Below are 15,264 nucleotides of genomic sequence, written 5' to 3'. Positions count from 1 at the left end.
GTCTAGACTTCATATTAGCGCCTCCTACATGAGTTCTTTAGGGCAATGACCCGGCACACACTCATCGTAGCGAGGCTCTATTATTTCTACAAACCCTATTCACTAACGTATACAGGAATGTTATTGGTTCCCACTGTGGCAACAGTTTGGCGCCCCGAATGAGAAGACGTGGGCAGAGGAGAACTTTGGTGGCAGCAACGGAGGATACAGTGATATCTTCTCGCAACCGAGTTACCAACAAGGTGTCAGTGGCATCAACCACTTCCGTGCAGTAAAGTGGTTTACACCAATTGACAACAATACGGATTGGAACTTCAATCCTAACGCCCCTGTCGTTGGTGGCAACAGCAACGGTGGTCGGGCGATGCCAGACCTTTCCATGAACGCAGACCCCTACACGGGCTATGCCATCTATAGTACCCTGTTCTCAGGCACCAGTGATGAAAATGCGGGGTTACCCAATTGGTCGGCAGGCTGGGGGGGCACAAGTTTCGTGGCGCCGCAATTGAATGGTATCGCTGCATTGATCAACACGGCAAATGGCGGGCGGATTGGTTTCTGGAATCCACAGATTTACCGCTTTGCACAACAAAAAAATTCACCGCTGAATCCTCTCGATGCGACGGGGACCAGTAATGACAACCTTTATTACAGTGGCAGGGCAGGAACAATCTATAACCCCGCAACCGGTCTAGGAACACCTGATGTTGCTAAGCTGACTGCCGATTTTATATCAGGGCAGTAAACACATTACAAAGCAGCTAGACGCCTTCGATGGGGGTCTGTTCGACACAGATCTACCCCCGTATAAAAAGCTGCACTATCATGGGGAAACAGCGGATCGTTCAAAACCCAGTCTCCTTTCGAGACTGGGTTCTTCATTGTAATTACCGTATAAACAAGATGCCTGCCTCAGACGTTCCGCAACGCGAAACCAGCGCTCCTTACACAATCCGCTTTACTTCAGCAGACTTACTCCCAGAGCATTCGCTACGACATGTAAGCTCGCACGATTGACCTGGACAAGTTTGAAGGTCTCGGCCTTATTCCGCGACTCCACCGCATTCCGAAGCGCATCGAGTTGCCCGTGAACACCATTTGCATATGTATTTCCCTTCGTCGCACTAAGTACAGGTAAAACGGCCCGGACAAAGTCGTCGTTCATGACGCTGACCGTCCTCCACGCATCAGTCCAAAGACCTTGATGCGCATCATTCTCAATGACCTCAAGTCCATTGCGTTCATTGATCAAGACCTTTACGATCTCGGTATGTTGTGCAGATGCTGGATTCTTCTCGCCATCCATCGTTACGTTCCCCGATGTACGGTGATTCGGATCCACTCTATTTGCTGCGTGACTTGGATTTGCAGGTGGTAGTGCAGACCTGTTTGCAGGCGCATTGATTGAGACTGAAGCACTACCATTAGTCGTTCCCATTCGACCGCACCCTGACAAGGCCAATGAACAAATGATGCCAGCCATGAGTATCTGCATTGAAATCTTCAAACCGCTCCCCCTTTTCTTATCCAATCCATGACTCGAATCCATGACTCCAATCGATGTCCGATCTGTAATGTAGCTAACTATCGTGACATAAGTTGCCCAATTGGAGATAAATGTATGTCGTTGGAACGCCACTCCGCTGTTTTGATTTTCCGGTTGCGATCCGATTACAACCGACTATACTGGACACATTACTAACGGTTCGAGAATTTTTACGATAGGAGATTTAAACATGGTTGGAATTTTCGTGGTGGTATCCGGCTTGGCGTTATTAGCCGTGTTCGGAGTTGTATTAGCGCGGGTTTTAAAGGACGACAAGTAACATCTCTTTCAAAATTCCGCTATATTGAAAGAGACAGAGGAGGTATGCGTATGACAGACACAGAGGTCGCTGGACTCAGGGAGATGAACATCGTCTTACTGGTGGCCTTAGAGAAGCTGGCCCTGCACCACGATCCGACGGTATCGTCCGTTGCGATTGAGGCATTAAATAAAGTAAAGCGTTTACAAAGCCAAAAAAACATTTCGTAAACAGGGAGTTGTTTCGGGAAAGGTGTGATGCCTTGTGGCCTCACAATCCCCTCGATCCGATACCACTCCCCCTTCTCTTTTCTCCGTCCGACAGGATTCTGACTCTCTGGAGGCACATGCGTAAACAGGACCAGGACCCTGACATCAGAAAGCACATGCGAAAACACCACCCAGACCTCGGCAAGCTCATGCGTAAACACCACCCAGACCTCGGCAAGCTCATGCGTAAACGTTGCTATCCCGCAACGTGTACCCTGGAACAGAACAATTTTCGCCACGACTCCAATGGCCAACCACCTGTGCCTTCCTTTAATTTAGCGCCCCTAGTGAGTAAACACGCGACTGCCTCCCAATCACGCGACGTGATCCTGGATCAAGGCGAACTAAGGCTGTTTTCCTATAAACAGGCAACAAGGAATGACAAGGGAATAGAGTCTGCGTCTGGCAACCTAATCAGAGTCCCCCGCACCGCAACTTAGAATCGTTTGCGGTACGGGGGATTCGCCTGTATAACGGATGTATTTCTCATGTGTGACTCATGTGTGACTCATGTGTGACTCATGTGTGACTCATGTGTGACTAGGTAAAACAGTTGTTAAAGGCACCTCGTTACCTCGAGATCGTTAAGTTTCGCAAACCGTAATCGAATTCATCAACCCAAGGCTTGCCTTCGGCAAATCGGGTTGATCGAAATGGTGTAAGATCAACTGTCGTTGTCTGACCTTCCGTAATCCATTCAGACAGGCACTTGCCAATCGCCGGGCTGGTCTTGAAAGACGTCCCGCTGTCGCCTGTCATGCAAAAGAGCCCCTCGTACTGCGGCATCTGATCGATAATTGGACGTGAGTCCGGGCTCTCCATCAAGATACCCGCCCAGTTTCCACGCATGGTGCTGTGACGCATGACAGGGAATCGGCGAACCAGTTGCTCTCTGCATAAATTGATGTAATCCTGATCGACCGCTTCAGAAAACTGATGGGGATCTGCGTCACGGCGAATACCAAATTCAGCACCAATCAGTGTTCTGCTCTCTCCCTCCGGTCGGATCCACGTATGCGCGATGTGATCAATGTACGTCATATGTGTTGACGAATGCTCTGGCGGCCAACGGAACAGCGTGACTCTGGCCAACGCGGGACGGGTCCCGAGGTCGATGCCAAGCGGCATGAGCAGATCGTTTGCCCAGGCTCCGGCCGCAACAAGAACGACAGGTGCCGCAATCGGACCATCACTTGTCTCGACACCAGTGACCTTGCCTTCCTTCGTCAATATTTTCGTGACGGTGGTATCTAGTCGAAACTCTACGCCAAGATGTGCTGCGGCTGTGGCAAACGAGAAAGCCGTGGCATTCGGATCAGCGTACCCGGAGTCTGGTTCATAGGCAACGTGGGTGACGTCACCGCACCAGACATGCGGGTCAACCTGACTCACGTCTTCTGCTTTCAAAATGTGTGCGTTGGCACCGAGCCTCTGTTGCATGGCCACGTTGTGTTCAAGATGATGGTGGTATTCGGGGGGCGTAAAGACAAGCAGGCCGACCTGCTTCAGCCCACAATCCCCGCCAACCATGTCACTCCAGTTGCTAAAATACTTGAAGCTTTCAATCGCAAGCCTTGTTTCTGGCTCATTCGTATAATGCATTCGCACGAGGGCTCCAGACTTGCCGCTCGCTCCAGCTGCCAAGTGGCTCCGCTCTACGACAACAACTCGTTTCACGCCCGCTTTCGCAAGGTGAAATGCCGTACTCAGACCATTCACACCCGCTCCGACAATCACAACATCCGCTGTGTTCATCATTCCACCTCCGTGTTTGAAAAGAACGCGTTTGCCTCTCTTCACTGTGGATGTCTGCCTTTTTTCACATTGCGCAAAACAAGTCCCTTCAAAGTAAGAAACGGTTCGGCGACAAATGCGTGATGGGGTGATTCGTTTTTCCATCTATCGCAATCTCGGCTGCAATTTTTCCAAACAGAGGGGAGAGTTTGAACCCGTGACCAGAGAAGCCTGCGAGGACAATCACGTTTTTCATCTGGGCCAAACGGCCAACAATCGCGTGATGATCCGTCGTGTAGGCATCCATGTGGTTGCTTACCCGGACTGGTTCTGAATACACATCAGGCAGGAACTGACTCACTGCCTCCTGAATCGGTACGAGCTGAGCCGGGGCTACTGTACAAGACAAGTTGTCTGGATCTGCTACTTTGTCATAACCTGTGTTGATGGCGATTTTGACCATACAACTGTCCATGCTAGGCATGCCAGAGAAGTCATATCCGTTGGTGACACGGATGAAGATGGGAAAGCGTTCTGGAGAAAATAAGCCCGGTGTTTTCGCCGGGAACCACGTCGTAATCAAGCGTTCGACGGTGATGTGTTGCAGGGTTTCCGGAACGAGCCACGTCACCCACGGACCTGCTGTCACAATCACCTGTTCCACCAGATACGAACCATTGGAGGTGTGAATCCGAACTCCAGAGCCAGTGTCTTCAATGGCTGTCACTCTCGTGTTTCTGTAGACCCTTGCCCCCAACTCGACAGCCCGCTGTGCAGCAGTCACAACGGAGTATTCGGGACGAATAAAACCAGCCTGTTTGTCAAGGATCATGATTTCATTAGGCAGTAACCGGTGCTGTGGGTATCGCACCTGTGCTTGTTCATGCGACAGTACCTCGTGTTCTAAACGGAACCACTCGATACTGCGAAGCACGTTCTCCATGTGGGGCGCATCGGGATCGCCTATCATAAGCCCGCCGTTTAAGTTCAACAGGTTACGACCCGTCTGTTCTTCAAGATGGCGCCACTCGCGCTTTGCCGCCTGAAGCAACGGGACATATTCGGCGCCCTCCAGATACGAGGTGCGAAAGATCCGCGTTTCTCCCCCAGCTGCACTGCGATCATGCCCGATTCCGAATTGCTCAAAACCAATGGCATCGACACCTCGCTCTGCCAGTTGCCAGAGGGTCATACTCCCCATCGTCCCCGTTCCAATGACAGCTACCTCAGCATCCATATGTGTCCCTCCTTCCGCCTCGCAGTCATGCATTAGTCAACTCAACTGCTCATCTGAGAATCAAATGATGTTGCCTGCTCAGCTTCAAGGCTTGCATGGGCTAAGGACAGCGTCCGGGTTTCTGGTGCCCACTTCATGGAGATAAACATGCCAATGAACAGAATCGCGGCCCCAATCAACATGGTCGGTCCGAGGCCGAAGGCACTGATGGCAACGGGAAGTGCAAAGGTACCCGCTGCTGCTCCCACGCGACTGATGGCGGCGGAAACACCGACACCGGAAGCCCGGACATCCGTTGGAAACAGCTCTGCAGGGTACACGGTTTCCAGGTTTCCGGCGGCTGACACAACAAAGGCGAACACGGCAAAACAAGTGATGACCAAACCGACAACACTCGGCCATATGCCAAGTATCAGCAAGCTGGCTCCCATCACAACAAAAGACCAGATGGTGAAAAAGCGGCGTGAAAGTTTGTTCATGATGACAACACCAACGACGGCGCCGATGAGCAGGAAGATATTCAGTACAAGGGAACCGACAAACGGATCGGTCATATTTAAACTCTTTAAGATTTGCGGGACGAACGTAAAGATGGCGAAATACGGAACGACCTGGCACAGCCAGAACAGACCGCTGAAGGCAGTGCGGGAACGCCAGCGCTTGCTGAACAGCTTCTTATAATTTGAACTCACAGGTTTCTCTTGGAGCAGGTCATGAATGTCGACGTTCTCACCGATGTATTTTTTGACGATCCGGCGCGCTTCATCGACTCTTCCCTTTCGGATCAGCCAGCGGGGTGATTCAGGCGTCCCTAGTCTCAGCAACAAAACAATGATGGCGGGAACTGCACTGCTCGCTAACATCCATCTCCAAGCACCGGGACCGGCACCTTGCAGCCCATATCCGATGATCATCGATACGACGTATCCAACCGTCCACACTGCGTTCAGCGAAGCCAAAATTGGGCCCCTCTGTTTCCGAGGTACAAACTCGGCGAGCAGGGCTGGACCGAGTGCGTAGTCCGCACCTACGGCAAACCCCATGATGAGACGAAGAATGAAGAGTTCAACGGCGTTTGCTACGAAAAACTGCAAAACGGACCCCAAGATGAAGAAAACCAAATCCGCCATGTAGACAACTTGTCGGCCGAGTCTATCGGTCACCCATCCGAAGACGAGGCTTCCAAAGAAGATTCCGATTAACGCAGACGCACCAATCAACCCGTTCCAAACCGCATTTAAATGCATGACCGGCGTCAACTGCGTCAGTGCGTAGCCAACAATGCCAAGGATGTACCCATCACAAAACATTCCCCCCGTGGTGTATGCCGCCACCCGCAGGTGAAATCCATTTAGGGGAGCGTCATCGAGACTGACCGAGTTTCCGCTCATTCCCACACCTCCATTTCAGATGAATTTGTCGATCACGCTCTTTCCCGCAACAGCGTCGTCAACCGAACCAAACGATAGTAAGCGCAGCTTATCGGCCGTCTACCACCTCGAATCCCAAATGTTTTCTCACATATTGAGATAACATCTCATTATTCAGTTATATTTTCAGACGAGGTGTATATTCATAAAATATACAGATAATTTAAACAAGATTTTAGATGGGTTTTTATGGGGGAAGTGAAGTTGGATTGAACTCGGTGATAGGAAAAGTTGTAACCATCCTCAAAGAATTACGGCATGCAGAAGCAGGCACGTCAGCTAGCGAGCTAGCTCGTGTACTCAACATGCCTGGTCAGACGGTCCATCGACTGCTCAAGGAACTCGGGGAGGGCGGATTAGTCTGGCAAGATTCAGTCACCAAACGTTGGTCGCTTGGACCAATACTCATTGGACTCGGAGAGATGGCTCGCAAGCAGGTGAGTCTTATTGCACTCACCCACCCCTACCTGGAATCACTGACCAATGAAACCCGGGAGACCACTATCCTTACAGTCCGGGAAGGCAACTACGGCGTCTATGTGGATATCATCGAAAGTCCACAAAGAATTCGCCTTGTGGAATACGTGGGGGCGCGCTGGCCACTCCATGTAGGTTGCTCTCGCCGAGCAATTCTAGCGTTTCTCGGAGAGGATGAGATAACCGAGTTTGCAGAAATTCATTGCCAGAACGAAAGCCAACGAAAACAACTGATTTCGGAGTGCCACGATATCCGTGAACGTGGATACGCGATAAGCTTGGGTGAGGTGACGCCGGATTCGTTTGGCGTAGCAGCGCCTATTGTATACGGAAACGTGCCCGTTGCGAGCATCATGGCAGGCGGGCCTAAGGAACGAATGGGAGGAAACGAACTCGACTATTTCGGAGAACTCGTGCGCCGCATCGCCAACGAAGTCAGCAGCACATTCGCGGGCTCAAAGTGATTCTGGTCGCCCTGTCGCGCTGGGCGTGTCGCGTCCCTCCTTGGTCTCGGCGTGTCGCGTCCAGGTGTGGCCGCCTGTAAAGGCAGGCGCAACCCTGACTAATGGCTGCCCGACTTTTCTACAAGCGCAATCGCGGTCCGGCTGTCGAGAGTCCCCACGAACGTAATCGGGGCCAGGCTGTCGAGGGTGCCTCGACAGCCTGCAACCACTCCCGCTTCGCCGGTTCAACGTGATCGTCAACGTGGTCGTCAGCGCGCCTGAGCAAAGCGATCAGGCGCAAAGATTTCAGGCACCTGAATCGTGTTCTCGCCCAACGCCATTTTGACGAGCAGTTCGCCCATGACCGATGAGAACTTGAAGCCGTGTCCGGAGTATCCGAGCCCTAAGATGACATTCTCTTCCTCAGGGTGCGGGCCGACGATAAAGTGAAAGTCTGGTGTGTTCGTGTACATACAGGCAGAGGTCTTGATTAACCGACTTGCCGCAAGTGAAGGAATGCGGCGTGACAAGGCAAAGCGCATGCGTTTGATGTCTGCAGGGTGAACAACGCGATCGACCGTGTCAGCTGTACAATTCTCCCCACCGTGGTGAATCGCAACCTTCAAGCCTTGCAGAGGAATGTTCGGGAAACCGTAAAATGTCGATCCATCCTGTTCTTCCACAATATAGATGGGCAGCCCTGCCGTGGATGCCTCCTCGGGTTCGAACCAGTGCAGTACCTGGCGTTCAACTTGAAACCTGGACTTGTCGATAAAATTGGGAGCCCAAGCGCCGACGGTGAGCAGCAGCTTGTCTGCATATACGGTCTCACCTGAAATCTGGATCTCAACGCCATCGCCCGACTTCGACCATCCCGCCACTTGGCATCCCAATTTCAGTTCTGCGCCCGCCTTGATCGCCTGCTGGACATGGGCCTTCACGGCCAACTCGGAAAATAGATACCCAGCGTCTGGTTCAAACACGGCCTGTTGTGTATCATCGAGCGCAAAGAACGGGTAGCGCCGTTGCACGTCTTGCTTCGACAACACCTCATATGTGAGTTCGTGTCGCTGTGCGGCTAAGATGGCTCCGGTGACTACTTCGCTTGTTGGCGATCCGATCATTAACCCCCCACACTTCACGATCAGCTTCTCATCCACTTCGCGTTCAAGTTGTTCCCATAATTCGTAGGCTCGAAGCAAAAGCGGAACATATCCAGGATGTTCGAAGTAGGCCTTGCGGATGATTCTGGTGCTTCCGTGATGGGATCCCTGTTCATGTGGCACCTCACCGAACCGTTCAATACCGAGGACCTTCAGACCGCGGCGTGAGGCATGATACAGGGCAGAACTTCCCATGGCTCCGACGCCGACGATAACGAGATCGTACGATTTCATAGGCGGATTTTCTCCTTTGATTTGTCTTTTGTCTTACACCCCGAAACGCACCCACTCGCGAGGGTTAAGTCGACATGACCGACTTAGCACGCCCGTGCGGCACCCAATCACCCGAGCTAAGTCGGCGACACCGACTTAAACCACGAAAAATCGGATGTTAAGTCGCTCCGAGCGACTTAACGGATCGACCGGCCACCAGTTAAGTCGACGGGACCGACTTAAGCCCCCCGAACGGCAGCCAAACACCGAAGCTAAGTCGGCGACACCGACTTAATCCACGAAATATCGGATGTTAAGTCGCTCCGAGCGACTTAACGGATCAACTGGCCTCTAGCTAAGTCGACGGGACCGACTTAAGCCGCCCGAACGGCAGCCAAACACCGAAGCTAAGTCGGCGACACCGACTTAAGCCACGAAAAATCAGATGTTAAGTCGCTCCGAGCGACTTAACGGATCGACTGGCCTCCAGCTAAGTCGACGGGACCGACTTAAGCCCCCCGAACGGCAGCCAAACACCCGAGCTAAGTCGGCGCCACCGACTTAATCCACGAAATATCGGATGTTAAGTCGCTCCGAGCGACTTAACGGATCGACTGGCCTCCAGCTAAGTCGACGGGACCGACTTAAGCCGCCCGAACGGCAGCCAAACACCGAAGCTAAGTCGGCGACACCGACCTAAGTCACGAAAATTCGGATGTTAAGTCGCTCGGAGCGACTTAACGGATCGACCGGCCACCTGCTAAGTCGACGGGACCGACTTAAGCCCCCCGAAGCGCACCCAATCACCCGAGCTAAGTCGGCGACACCGACTTAAACCACGACAAGTGGACATGGTTATTGAAAGTATACTGCGGACCTCGCATCCGCTATCACCTGTTTTTAAGAGACTTCGGAGACAGACGGCGATTCGGGACATATGCCGAGATTAAAAGTCATTCAGCGCCTCAGCGTGGTAGTCCGCATTGACCTTCCGGAAGACCTTTGCTCCCTCATCGCAGCCAACCACAACGATATCTGCCATACCTGTAAAAAGACCTGTTTCTACCACGCCGGTGAGGGATTTCAACTTCTCGTGTAACTTGGCCGGAGAACCGATGGAATCCATGTGCGCAAACTTCGCATCGACGACGTAATTACCGTTGTCCGTGACAAACGGTTCATTGACTGCATTGACTGCACCGACTGCATTGGGTTTCTTCATGCGCAAGGCCAACTCACTGCTGAAAGTGCTGATTCGCTGCATCGTGGTTTGAAATGCGAAAGGCACAATCTCAATCGGAATGGGAAGTCCTTTAAAGTCGTTTACCTGCTTGGAATCATCCACCACCACAATGAATGTGTCTGCGCTTTTTGCGACGAGTTTTTCGCGGAGCAGTGCTCCCCCACCGCCCTTAATCAGGTCGTACGTCGGTGTCACCGCATCGGCCCCGTCGATAACGACGTCAAGCCGCGTCACATCCGCGAAGGTGGTCAGGGGAATGCCGAGGCTTTGAGCGAGTTTCTCTGTCTCCTTCGAGGTCGGAATCGCGTCAATCTGAAGTCTCTCGTTTTTCAGGCGTTCGCCGAGTTCAAGGATGGTATAGTACACCGTGCTTCCCGTGCCTAGCCCGACCTTCATCCCGTCCTTGATCCACTCTGCCGCCTTTTGTCCGGCTGTCTGCTTCTTGTTCATAGGTCCCAGCCTGCTTTTTTCTTGAGATCGTGCGTGGCATCGATAAAACGAACGGTCCCAGTTTTAGCGCGCATGACAATCGACTGCGTCCGCGCTTTGGAGTTCGAGAGGAAACGAACACCGTGAAGAAATTCGCCGTCTGTGACGCCCGTTGCAGAAAAGATAGCATCGTCTCCAGATACCAATTCGTCCATCATTAAGACGTGACTAAGGTCCACAATCCCCATATCCGCGCAGCGCTGCCGCTGCTCGTCATTCTCTGGCAGCAGCCGTCCCATGATGTCACCGCCAAGACATTTCAGCGCACATGCGGCTAAAACGCCTTCTGGGGCTCCACCGCTGCCAAGCAGGATATCCACACCGCCTTCGGGGAAGGCCGTGTTGATGGCTGCAGCTACGTCCCCGCCGCCGATTAATTTGATACGCGCACCAGCCTGTCGTACCTCGTGAATGAGCTGTTCGTGGCGAGGTCGGTCTAAGATGACGGCCACCACTTCCGAGATATCCTTTTCGTTTGCCTCGGCAACGGCCTTCAGGTTCTCAGCCACACTCCGGTTAAGGTGAACCTTGCCGCGTGCACGAGGACCGACAGCAATCTTGTCCATGTACATATCGGGTGCATGAAGCAGGGTTCCCTTCGGGGCGACGGCAACCACCGCGATGGCATTTGCCTGGCCGCGGGCGACGACCTCGGTGCCCTCGAGCGGATCGACCGCGACATCTAATTCCGGCGCCACACCAGTCCCGAGCCTCTCACCGATATAAAGCATTGGTGCCTCGTCCATCTCTCCTTCTCCAATCACCACCGTGCCGTCCATCAAAACCGTATCGAACATCTCGCGCATCGCTTCCGTGGCAGCCCTGTCGGCTTCCTCTTTCTGGGCGCGTCCCATCCAGCGTGCACTGTGCAGTGCAGCAAGCTCGGTCACGCGAACAATCTCCGGGGCAAGTTCTCTCTCCATCCTTAGACACTCCCGTCAATCTTTCTAGTCAAGGTTTTTACAATTTCGGTTTCGTGCCTGGTTCGTGCCTGGTTCGTGCCTTATTTCAGGCCTGGTTTCGTGCCTGGTTCGTGCCTTATTTCAGGCCTGGTTTCCCACCTGGTTTCCCGCCCCAGCCACGTTCGATCTCCTCCAGCGATCTGCCCTTTGTCTCCGGGACAACAAACAACGAGAACACAAATGCGATGATAGACATCGCACCAAACGCCCAAAATGTGTGCGCCGGTCCAATCCCCGCCAGCAACATGGGAAACAGTTGTGATACCAGGTAGTCCGCCGCCCAAAGTGCAACTGATGCAATCGCAGTGGCCCTGCCACGGATACGAGTCGGGAAGATCTCGGACATGATGAGCCAGACCACAGGCCCCATCGAAATGGCAAACGCAGCCACAAAGACCAGGATGAACACGAGAATCAGACTGCTTGAAGTGTGTCCTGAGTAAAACTCGTATCCGACAATGAGCAAGCTGACGGTCATGACAGCCGTACCAATCAGCAGGATTAACTTTCGTCCGAGCCTGTCAATCAGCCACAGCGAGATGATCGTAAAGACCAGGTTCACAACACCGACAATAATGGTCTCCGTAAGCTGTGCGTCTGTCCCCGCGCCAGTCTGTTGAAAGATGGACGGTGCATAATACATGATGGCGTTGATCCCTGTCACCTGTTGGAGAATGCCGAGGACAACGCCAACAATGAGTGCGATACGAAGGCCTTGCCGAAACAGCGTGGCAATCGAAACGGACTCGTTCTCAATGGACTCGTGAATCTCCTTTAACTCCGCTTTAGCCTGCGTCGATCCGTTGATCCGCTCCAAAACGTTCAACGCACGCTCGTTTTTTCCTTGCTTCACGAGCCACCGAGGACTCTCCGGAACATTGAGAAGCAACAGGATGAAGATAACCCCTGGTACTATCCCAAGCCCGAACATCCAACGCCAGCCCGTGTTGATGTCCCACGTCTGCCCTCCGGCCCCCGCGACCGCACGGTTTACGAAGTAGATCGCGGAGATGCCAATGACTACCGCCAACTGGTTCAGCGACACCAGCCTCCCTCGATGGGCGGCGGGTGCGATTTCAGCAATGTAGAGCGGCACAAGGGTTGACGATATACCAATACCAATGCCGCCGACGATGCGCACCCAGACAAAGGTTGAAATGGTGCCTGACAAAGCCGATCCGACCGATCCGATAGAGAACAACACTCCGGCACTAATGAGCATCTTTTTGCGGCCGTAGCGGTCGCTGAGCGTCCCAGCAAACGCGGCACCAATCACCGCTCCAACCGTCAAACAGGAGACAGCCCACCCTTTCATAAAGTTGTCCAAGTGAAACAAGTTCTGCATGAAGCCGATGGCCCCGGAAATCACCGACGTGTCATACCCAAAGAGGAGTCCACCAACGGCGGCGACAATCGATACGAGGGTCACGAACCCCAGGTTTGTTTTATCTGCATGAGCCTTGGCGGCATTCAAATGGCTGTCTCTCCTTCAGTGCAAATCTGTGCCCCAGTACATAACTCTGCTGGCAATCCAACCTCCTGCCGCCAGTCAAACCTCTGCTGGCAATCCAACCTCCCGCTGCCAAGTGCCAAGAGTGCATAACCGAACCGGCTTTGCGTTATCGCATGTCTACCCGATCACGCTCGCGGCTGCAAAACAAAAACAGGTGCGGCGGCACCTGTGTATTTTGACAAGAAACGCATCTTTTATTGCATCGAATATTGCATCGATAGTGAATCGAACTAGACCTGTTTGCGGCTTCTGACAAAACGCTTCTGACACAACGCTTCTGACACAATGCCTCTGACAAAACGCTTCTGACAAAACGCTTCTGACACAATGCTCCCTCACGCCATGGCCAGAAACAGCCCGAATAGGACACGGGTGCATGCAAGGGACAGTTTTAATAGCGGCTCAGCGCATCGAACAGGATGTCCCAAAACAGGTCCGGATTCACCTCGATGGCCACCTGTGCGTTCGCTTTTTTGTCCGACCACCGAGACGGCTCACAAACGGTTCGTCCGTATGTCAGATCGCTTCTGGTTTCCACATCCACCAGCATGTCTTCAAAACGAAGCACGTCCTTGTCGATGAGGGCTACAACAGCGAGCGGATCGTGCAAGGCACCACCCTCAATCCCCCGCGTCCGGTAGTAGGCATCGATGTAAAACGTCAGCCAGCCGCTTACATAATCACTGACTGAGTTATTCAGGCTCCGAATTTTCTCCACAATCTGGCGAGTGGCGAGTACTTGATTGGTGACATCGAGACCGACCATCGAGATGGGGACACCCGATTTAAAGACCATCTTGGCCGCCTCTGGGTCAGCGTAGATGTTGAACTCTGCCGATGGAGTCACATTCCCTGCCCCGACAGCACCGCCCATCATGACGATCCGCTCAATCTTTCCCTTGACCTCGGGGAACGCGTTCAACAAGAGTGCGATGTTCGTCAGGGGGCCGATGGGCACTATCGTGACGGGGGTTGTCTGAGCGAGAATCTGCTCTGCCAACCATGGAACGGCGTTCTCCGCTGCTAGAGGTGCCCGGTCTGGCGGGAGTTCTGCCCCACCGAGGCCGGACTCCCCGTGATAGTCGTCGGCAATGACCGGCGGGCGAAGCAACGGCCCTGATGATCCTTTGGCAACCGGACACCCAAGCCCGCCTAGGCCGACAATGCGGCGCGCATTCTCCGTCGTTTTGGCAACGGTTTGGTTGCCCGCCACAGAAGACACGCCAAGCAGGTTCAGGTTTCTAGCCCGTCCGGCGAGCAGGATGGCGATCGCGTCATCGAGGCCGGGATCACAGTCTATGAACAGGTTGTTCACCTGGTTGGTCATCAATATGTACGCTCCTTACACGACATCATGGCGGCTCAGAAATGCCGTGACATCGGTTTGATTTGGGATGGATGTCTGTGCACCAGGTTTGGTGGTGGTAAGAGCCCCAACGGCACATCCGAAGCGCATGGCCCGATGGACATCGCGGCTGCGCAAAAACTCGATGACAAACCCTGCGTTGAACGCGTCACCTGCCGCTGTGGTGTCAACCGCTTCGACGGAGAACCCTGGTTGGTGAATCAGCCCATGCTCGTCAAAAACATACGCCCCATTCTCCCCTGCCTTGATGATGACACCCTTCGCCCCCATCTGCTGCAGCCTCGTTGCGGCGCGCTGAGCACCCTCGGCACTATGAACAGGCTCACCGGTCAGCATCTTTGCTTCGGATTCATTCGGGGTAATCCAATCCACTTCATGGATGTAGTCGAACAAGTCCAAACGGGCCGGTGCCGGATCGAGATATACAGGCACGTTTGCCGTCCGCGCGTATTGCAAGGTCAGCTGGACGGTTTCCATCGGGATCTCGAGTTGGACCAGTACGGCGTCCGCGCGACTGATGACGTTTTTTAAGGGTTGCAAAACCTCCGGTGAGAAGAGAGCGTTTGCGCCCGGTGCCAGAATGATACGGTTGGCACCGGCGTGTTCCACGTGGACAAAGGCCATGCCTGTCGGGCCCTCCCACATCTGGACATAAGCGGTGTCGATCCGGTCTTGCTTCAGTGCCTGCACAAGGGTTCGGCCATGATCATCGTTCCCCACCATGCCAATGTGCGTGACGGCGGCCCCAAGCCTTGCTGCGGCAACCGCCTGGTTGGCACCTTTTCCGCCGGGGATATACTGAATGCTGCTTGCAGTCACGGTCTCGCCAGAAGTCGGGTAGCGGTCAAGCGAGATGACCGCATCCATATTCAAACTGCCAACAACGACAATGTTCACGATATCACCCCCTATGTAAAAGA

General features: G+C 53.4%; 13 protein-coding genes. 3 read left to right on the top strand and 10 right to left on the bottom strand.

The window, feature by feature from the left end; all coding sequences use genetic code 11:
• The first annotated feature begins 364 nt into the window (after positions 1–364).
• On the top strand, positions 365–745 hold the full coding sequence (locus tag AN477_RS14415; RefSeq protein WP_054969863.1) for a S8/S53 family peptidase: 381 nt from the start codon (positions 365–367) through the stop codon (positions 743–745).
• 213 nt (positions 746–958) lie between these two features.
• On the opposite strand, the gene AN477_RS14410 is transcribed toward AN477_RS14415, so the two are convergent.
• A complete protein-coding gene (locus tag AN477_RS14410) occupies positions 959–1,507 on the bottom strand; it encodes a hypothetical protein (protein ID WP_054969862.1) in 549 nt (182 codons plus the stop codon).
• 369 nt (positions 1,508–1,876) lie between these two features.
• On the opposite strand from AN477_RS14410, the gene AN477_RS24575 reads away from it, so the two are divergent.
• On the top strand, positions 1,877–2,035 hold the full coding sequence (locus tag AN477_RS24575) for a hypothetical protein (RefSeq protein ID WP_157061981.1): 159 nt from the start codon (positions 1,877–1,879) through the stop codon (positions 2,033–2,035).
• Positions 2,036–2,644: 609 nt separating this feature from the next.
• Here AN477_RS24575 and AN477_RS14400 read toward each other — a convergent pair.
• The 3 genes from AN477_RS14400 to AN477_RS14390 all read right to left on the bottom strand — a co-directional run bounded on the left by AN477_RS14400 (position 2,645) and on the right by AN477_RS14390 (position 6,436).
• Positions 2,645–3,829 carry an NAD(P)/FAD-dependent oxidoreductase gene (locus tag AN477_RS14400; RefSeq protein WP_054969860.1) on the bottom strand — a complete coding sequence of 395 codons (1,185 nt, stop codon included), beginning with the start codon at positions 3,827–3,829 and terminating at the stop codon, positions 2,645–2,647.
• A gap of 88 nt (positions 3,830–3,917) precedes the next feature.
• Positions 3,918–5,045 carry an N-methyl-L-tryptophan oxidase gene (solA, locus tag AN477_RS14395; protein ID WP_054969859.1) on the bottom strand — a complete coding sequence of 376 codons (1,128 nt, stop codon included), beginning with the start codon at positions 5,043–5,045 and terminating at the stop codon, positions 3,918–3,920.
• Between the two features lie 41 nt (positions 5,046–5,086).
• Complete coding sequence (locus AN477_RS14390; RefSeq protein WP_054969858.1) at positions 5,087–6,436, bottom strand: MFS transporter; 1,350 nt, start codon at positions 6,434–6,436, stop codon at positions 5,087–5,089.
• A 257-nt stretch (positions 6,437–6,693) separates the two neighbouring features.
• On the opposite strand from AN477_RS14390, the gene AN477_RS14385 reads away from it, so the two are divergent.
• On the top strand, positions 6,694–7,416 hold the full coding sequence (locus AN477_RS14385; RefSeq protein ID WP_169787903.1) for an IclR family transcriptional regulator: 723 nt from the start codon (positions 6,694–6,696) through the stop codon (positions 7,414–7,416).
• Between the two features lie 248 nt (positions 7,417–7,664).
• Here AN477_RS14385 and solA (AN477_RS14380) read toward each other — a convergent pair whose 3' ends face one another.
• From solA (AN477_RS14380) to rbsK, 6 genes are all read right to left on the bottom strand, one after another.
• Positions 7,665–8,792, bottom strand: a complete 1,128-nt coding sequence (solA, locus tag AN477_RS14380; RefSeq protein WP_054969856.1) for an N-methyl-L-tryptophan oxidase — start codon at positions 8,790–8,792, stop codon at positions 7,665–7,667.
• Between the two features lie 925 nt (positions 8,793–9,717).
• Positions 9,718–10,464 (bottom strand): ribose-5-phosphate isomerase RpiA, encoded by a 747-nt coding sequence (gene rpiA, locus AN477_RS14375; RefSeq protein ID WP_054969855.1) that lies wholly within the window; start codon positions 10,462–10,464, stop codon positions 9,718–9,720.
• Positions 10,461–11,426, bottom strand: a complete 966-nt coding sequence (gene glpX / locus AN477_RS14370; RefSeq protein WP_054969854.1) for a class II fructose-bisphosphatase — start codon at positions 11,424–11,426, stop codon at positions 10,461–10,463. The genes rpiA and glpX overlap by 4 nt, the downstream gene beginning before the upstream one ends.
• 115 nt (positions 11,427–11,541) lie before the next feature.
• Positions 11,542–12,939 carry a sugar porter family MFS transporter gene (locus AN477_RS14365; protein ID WP_054969853.1) on the bottom strand — a complete coding sequence of 466 codons (1,398 nt, stop codon included), beginning with the start codon at positions 12,937–12,939 and terminating at the stop codon, positions 11,542–11,544.
• 430 nt (positions 12,940–13,369) lie between these two features.
• Entirely contained in the window at positions 13,370–14,305 is a 936-nt protein-coding gene (locus tag AN477_RS14360) for a nucleoside hydrolase (RefSeq protein WP_054969852.1), read from the bottom strand.
• A gap of 15 nt (positions 14,306–14,320) precedes the next feature.
• Positions 14,321–15,241, bottom strand: a complete 921-nt coding sequence (rbsK, locus tag AN477_RS14355; RefSeq protein WP_054969851.1) for a ribokinase — start codon at positions 15,239–15,241, stop codon at positions 14,321–14,323.
• Between the last annotated feature and the right edge of the window lie 23 nt (positions 15,242–15,264).

Origin of the sequence: Paenalicyclobacillus ferrooxydans, assembly GCF_001399675.1 — a bacterium.
Lineage (GTDB): Bacteria > Bacillota > Bacilli > Alicyclobacillales > Alicyclobacillaceae > Alicyclobacillus_B > Alicyclobacillus_B ferrooxydans.
The sequence above is the reverse complement of the archived record's forward strand: the minus strand, read 5'-3'. Positions and strand labels throughout refer to the sequence as shown.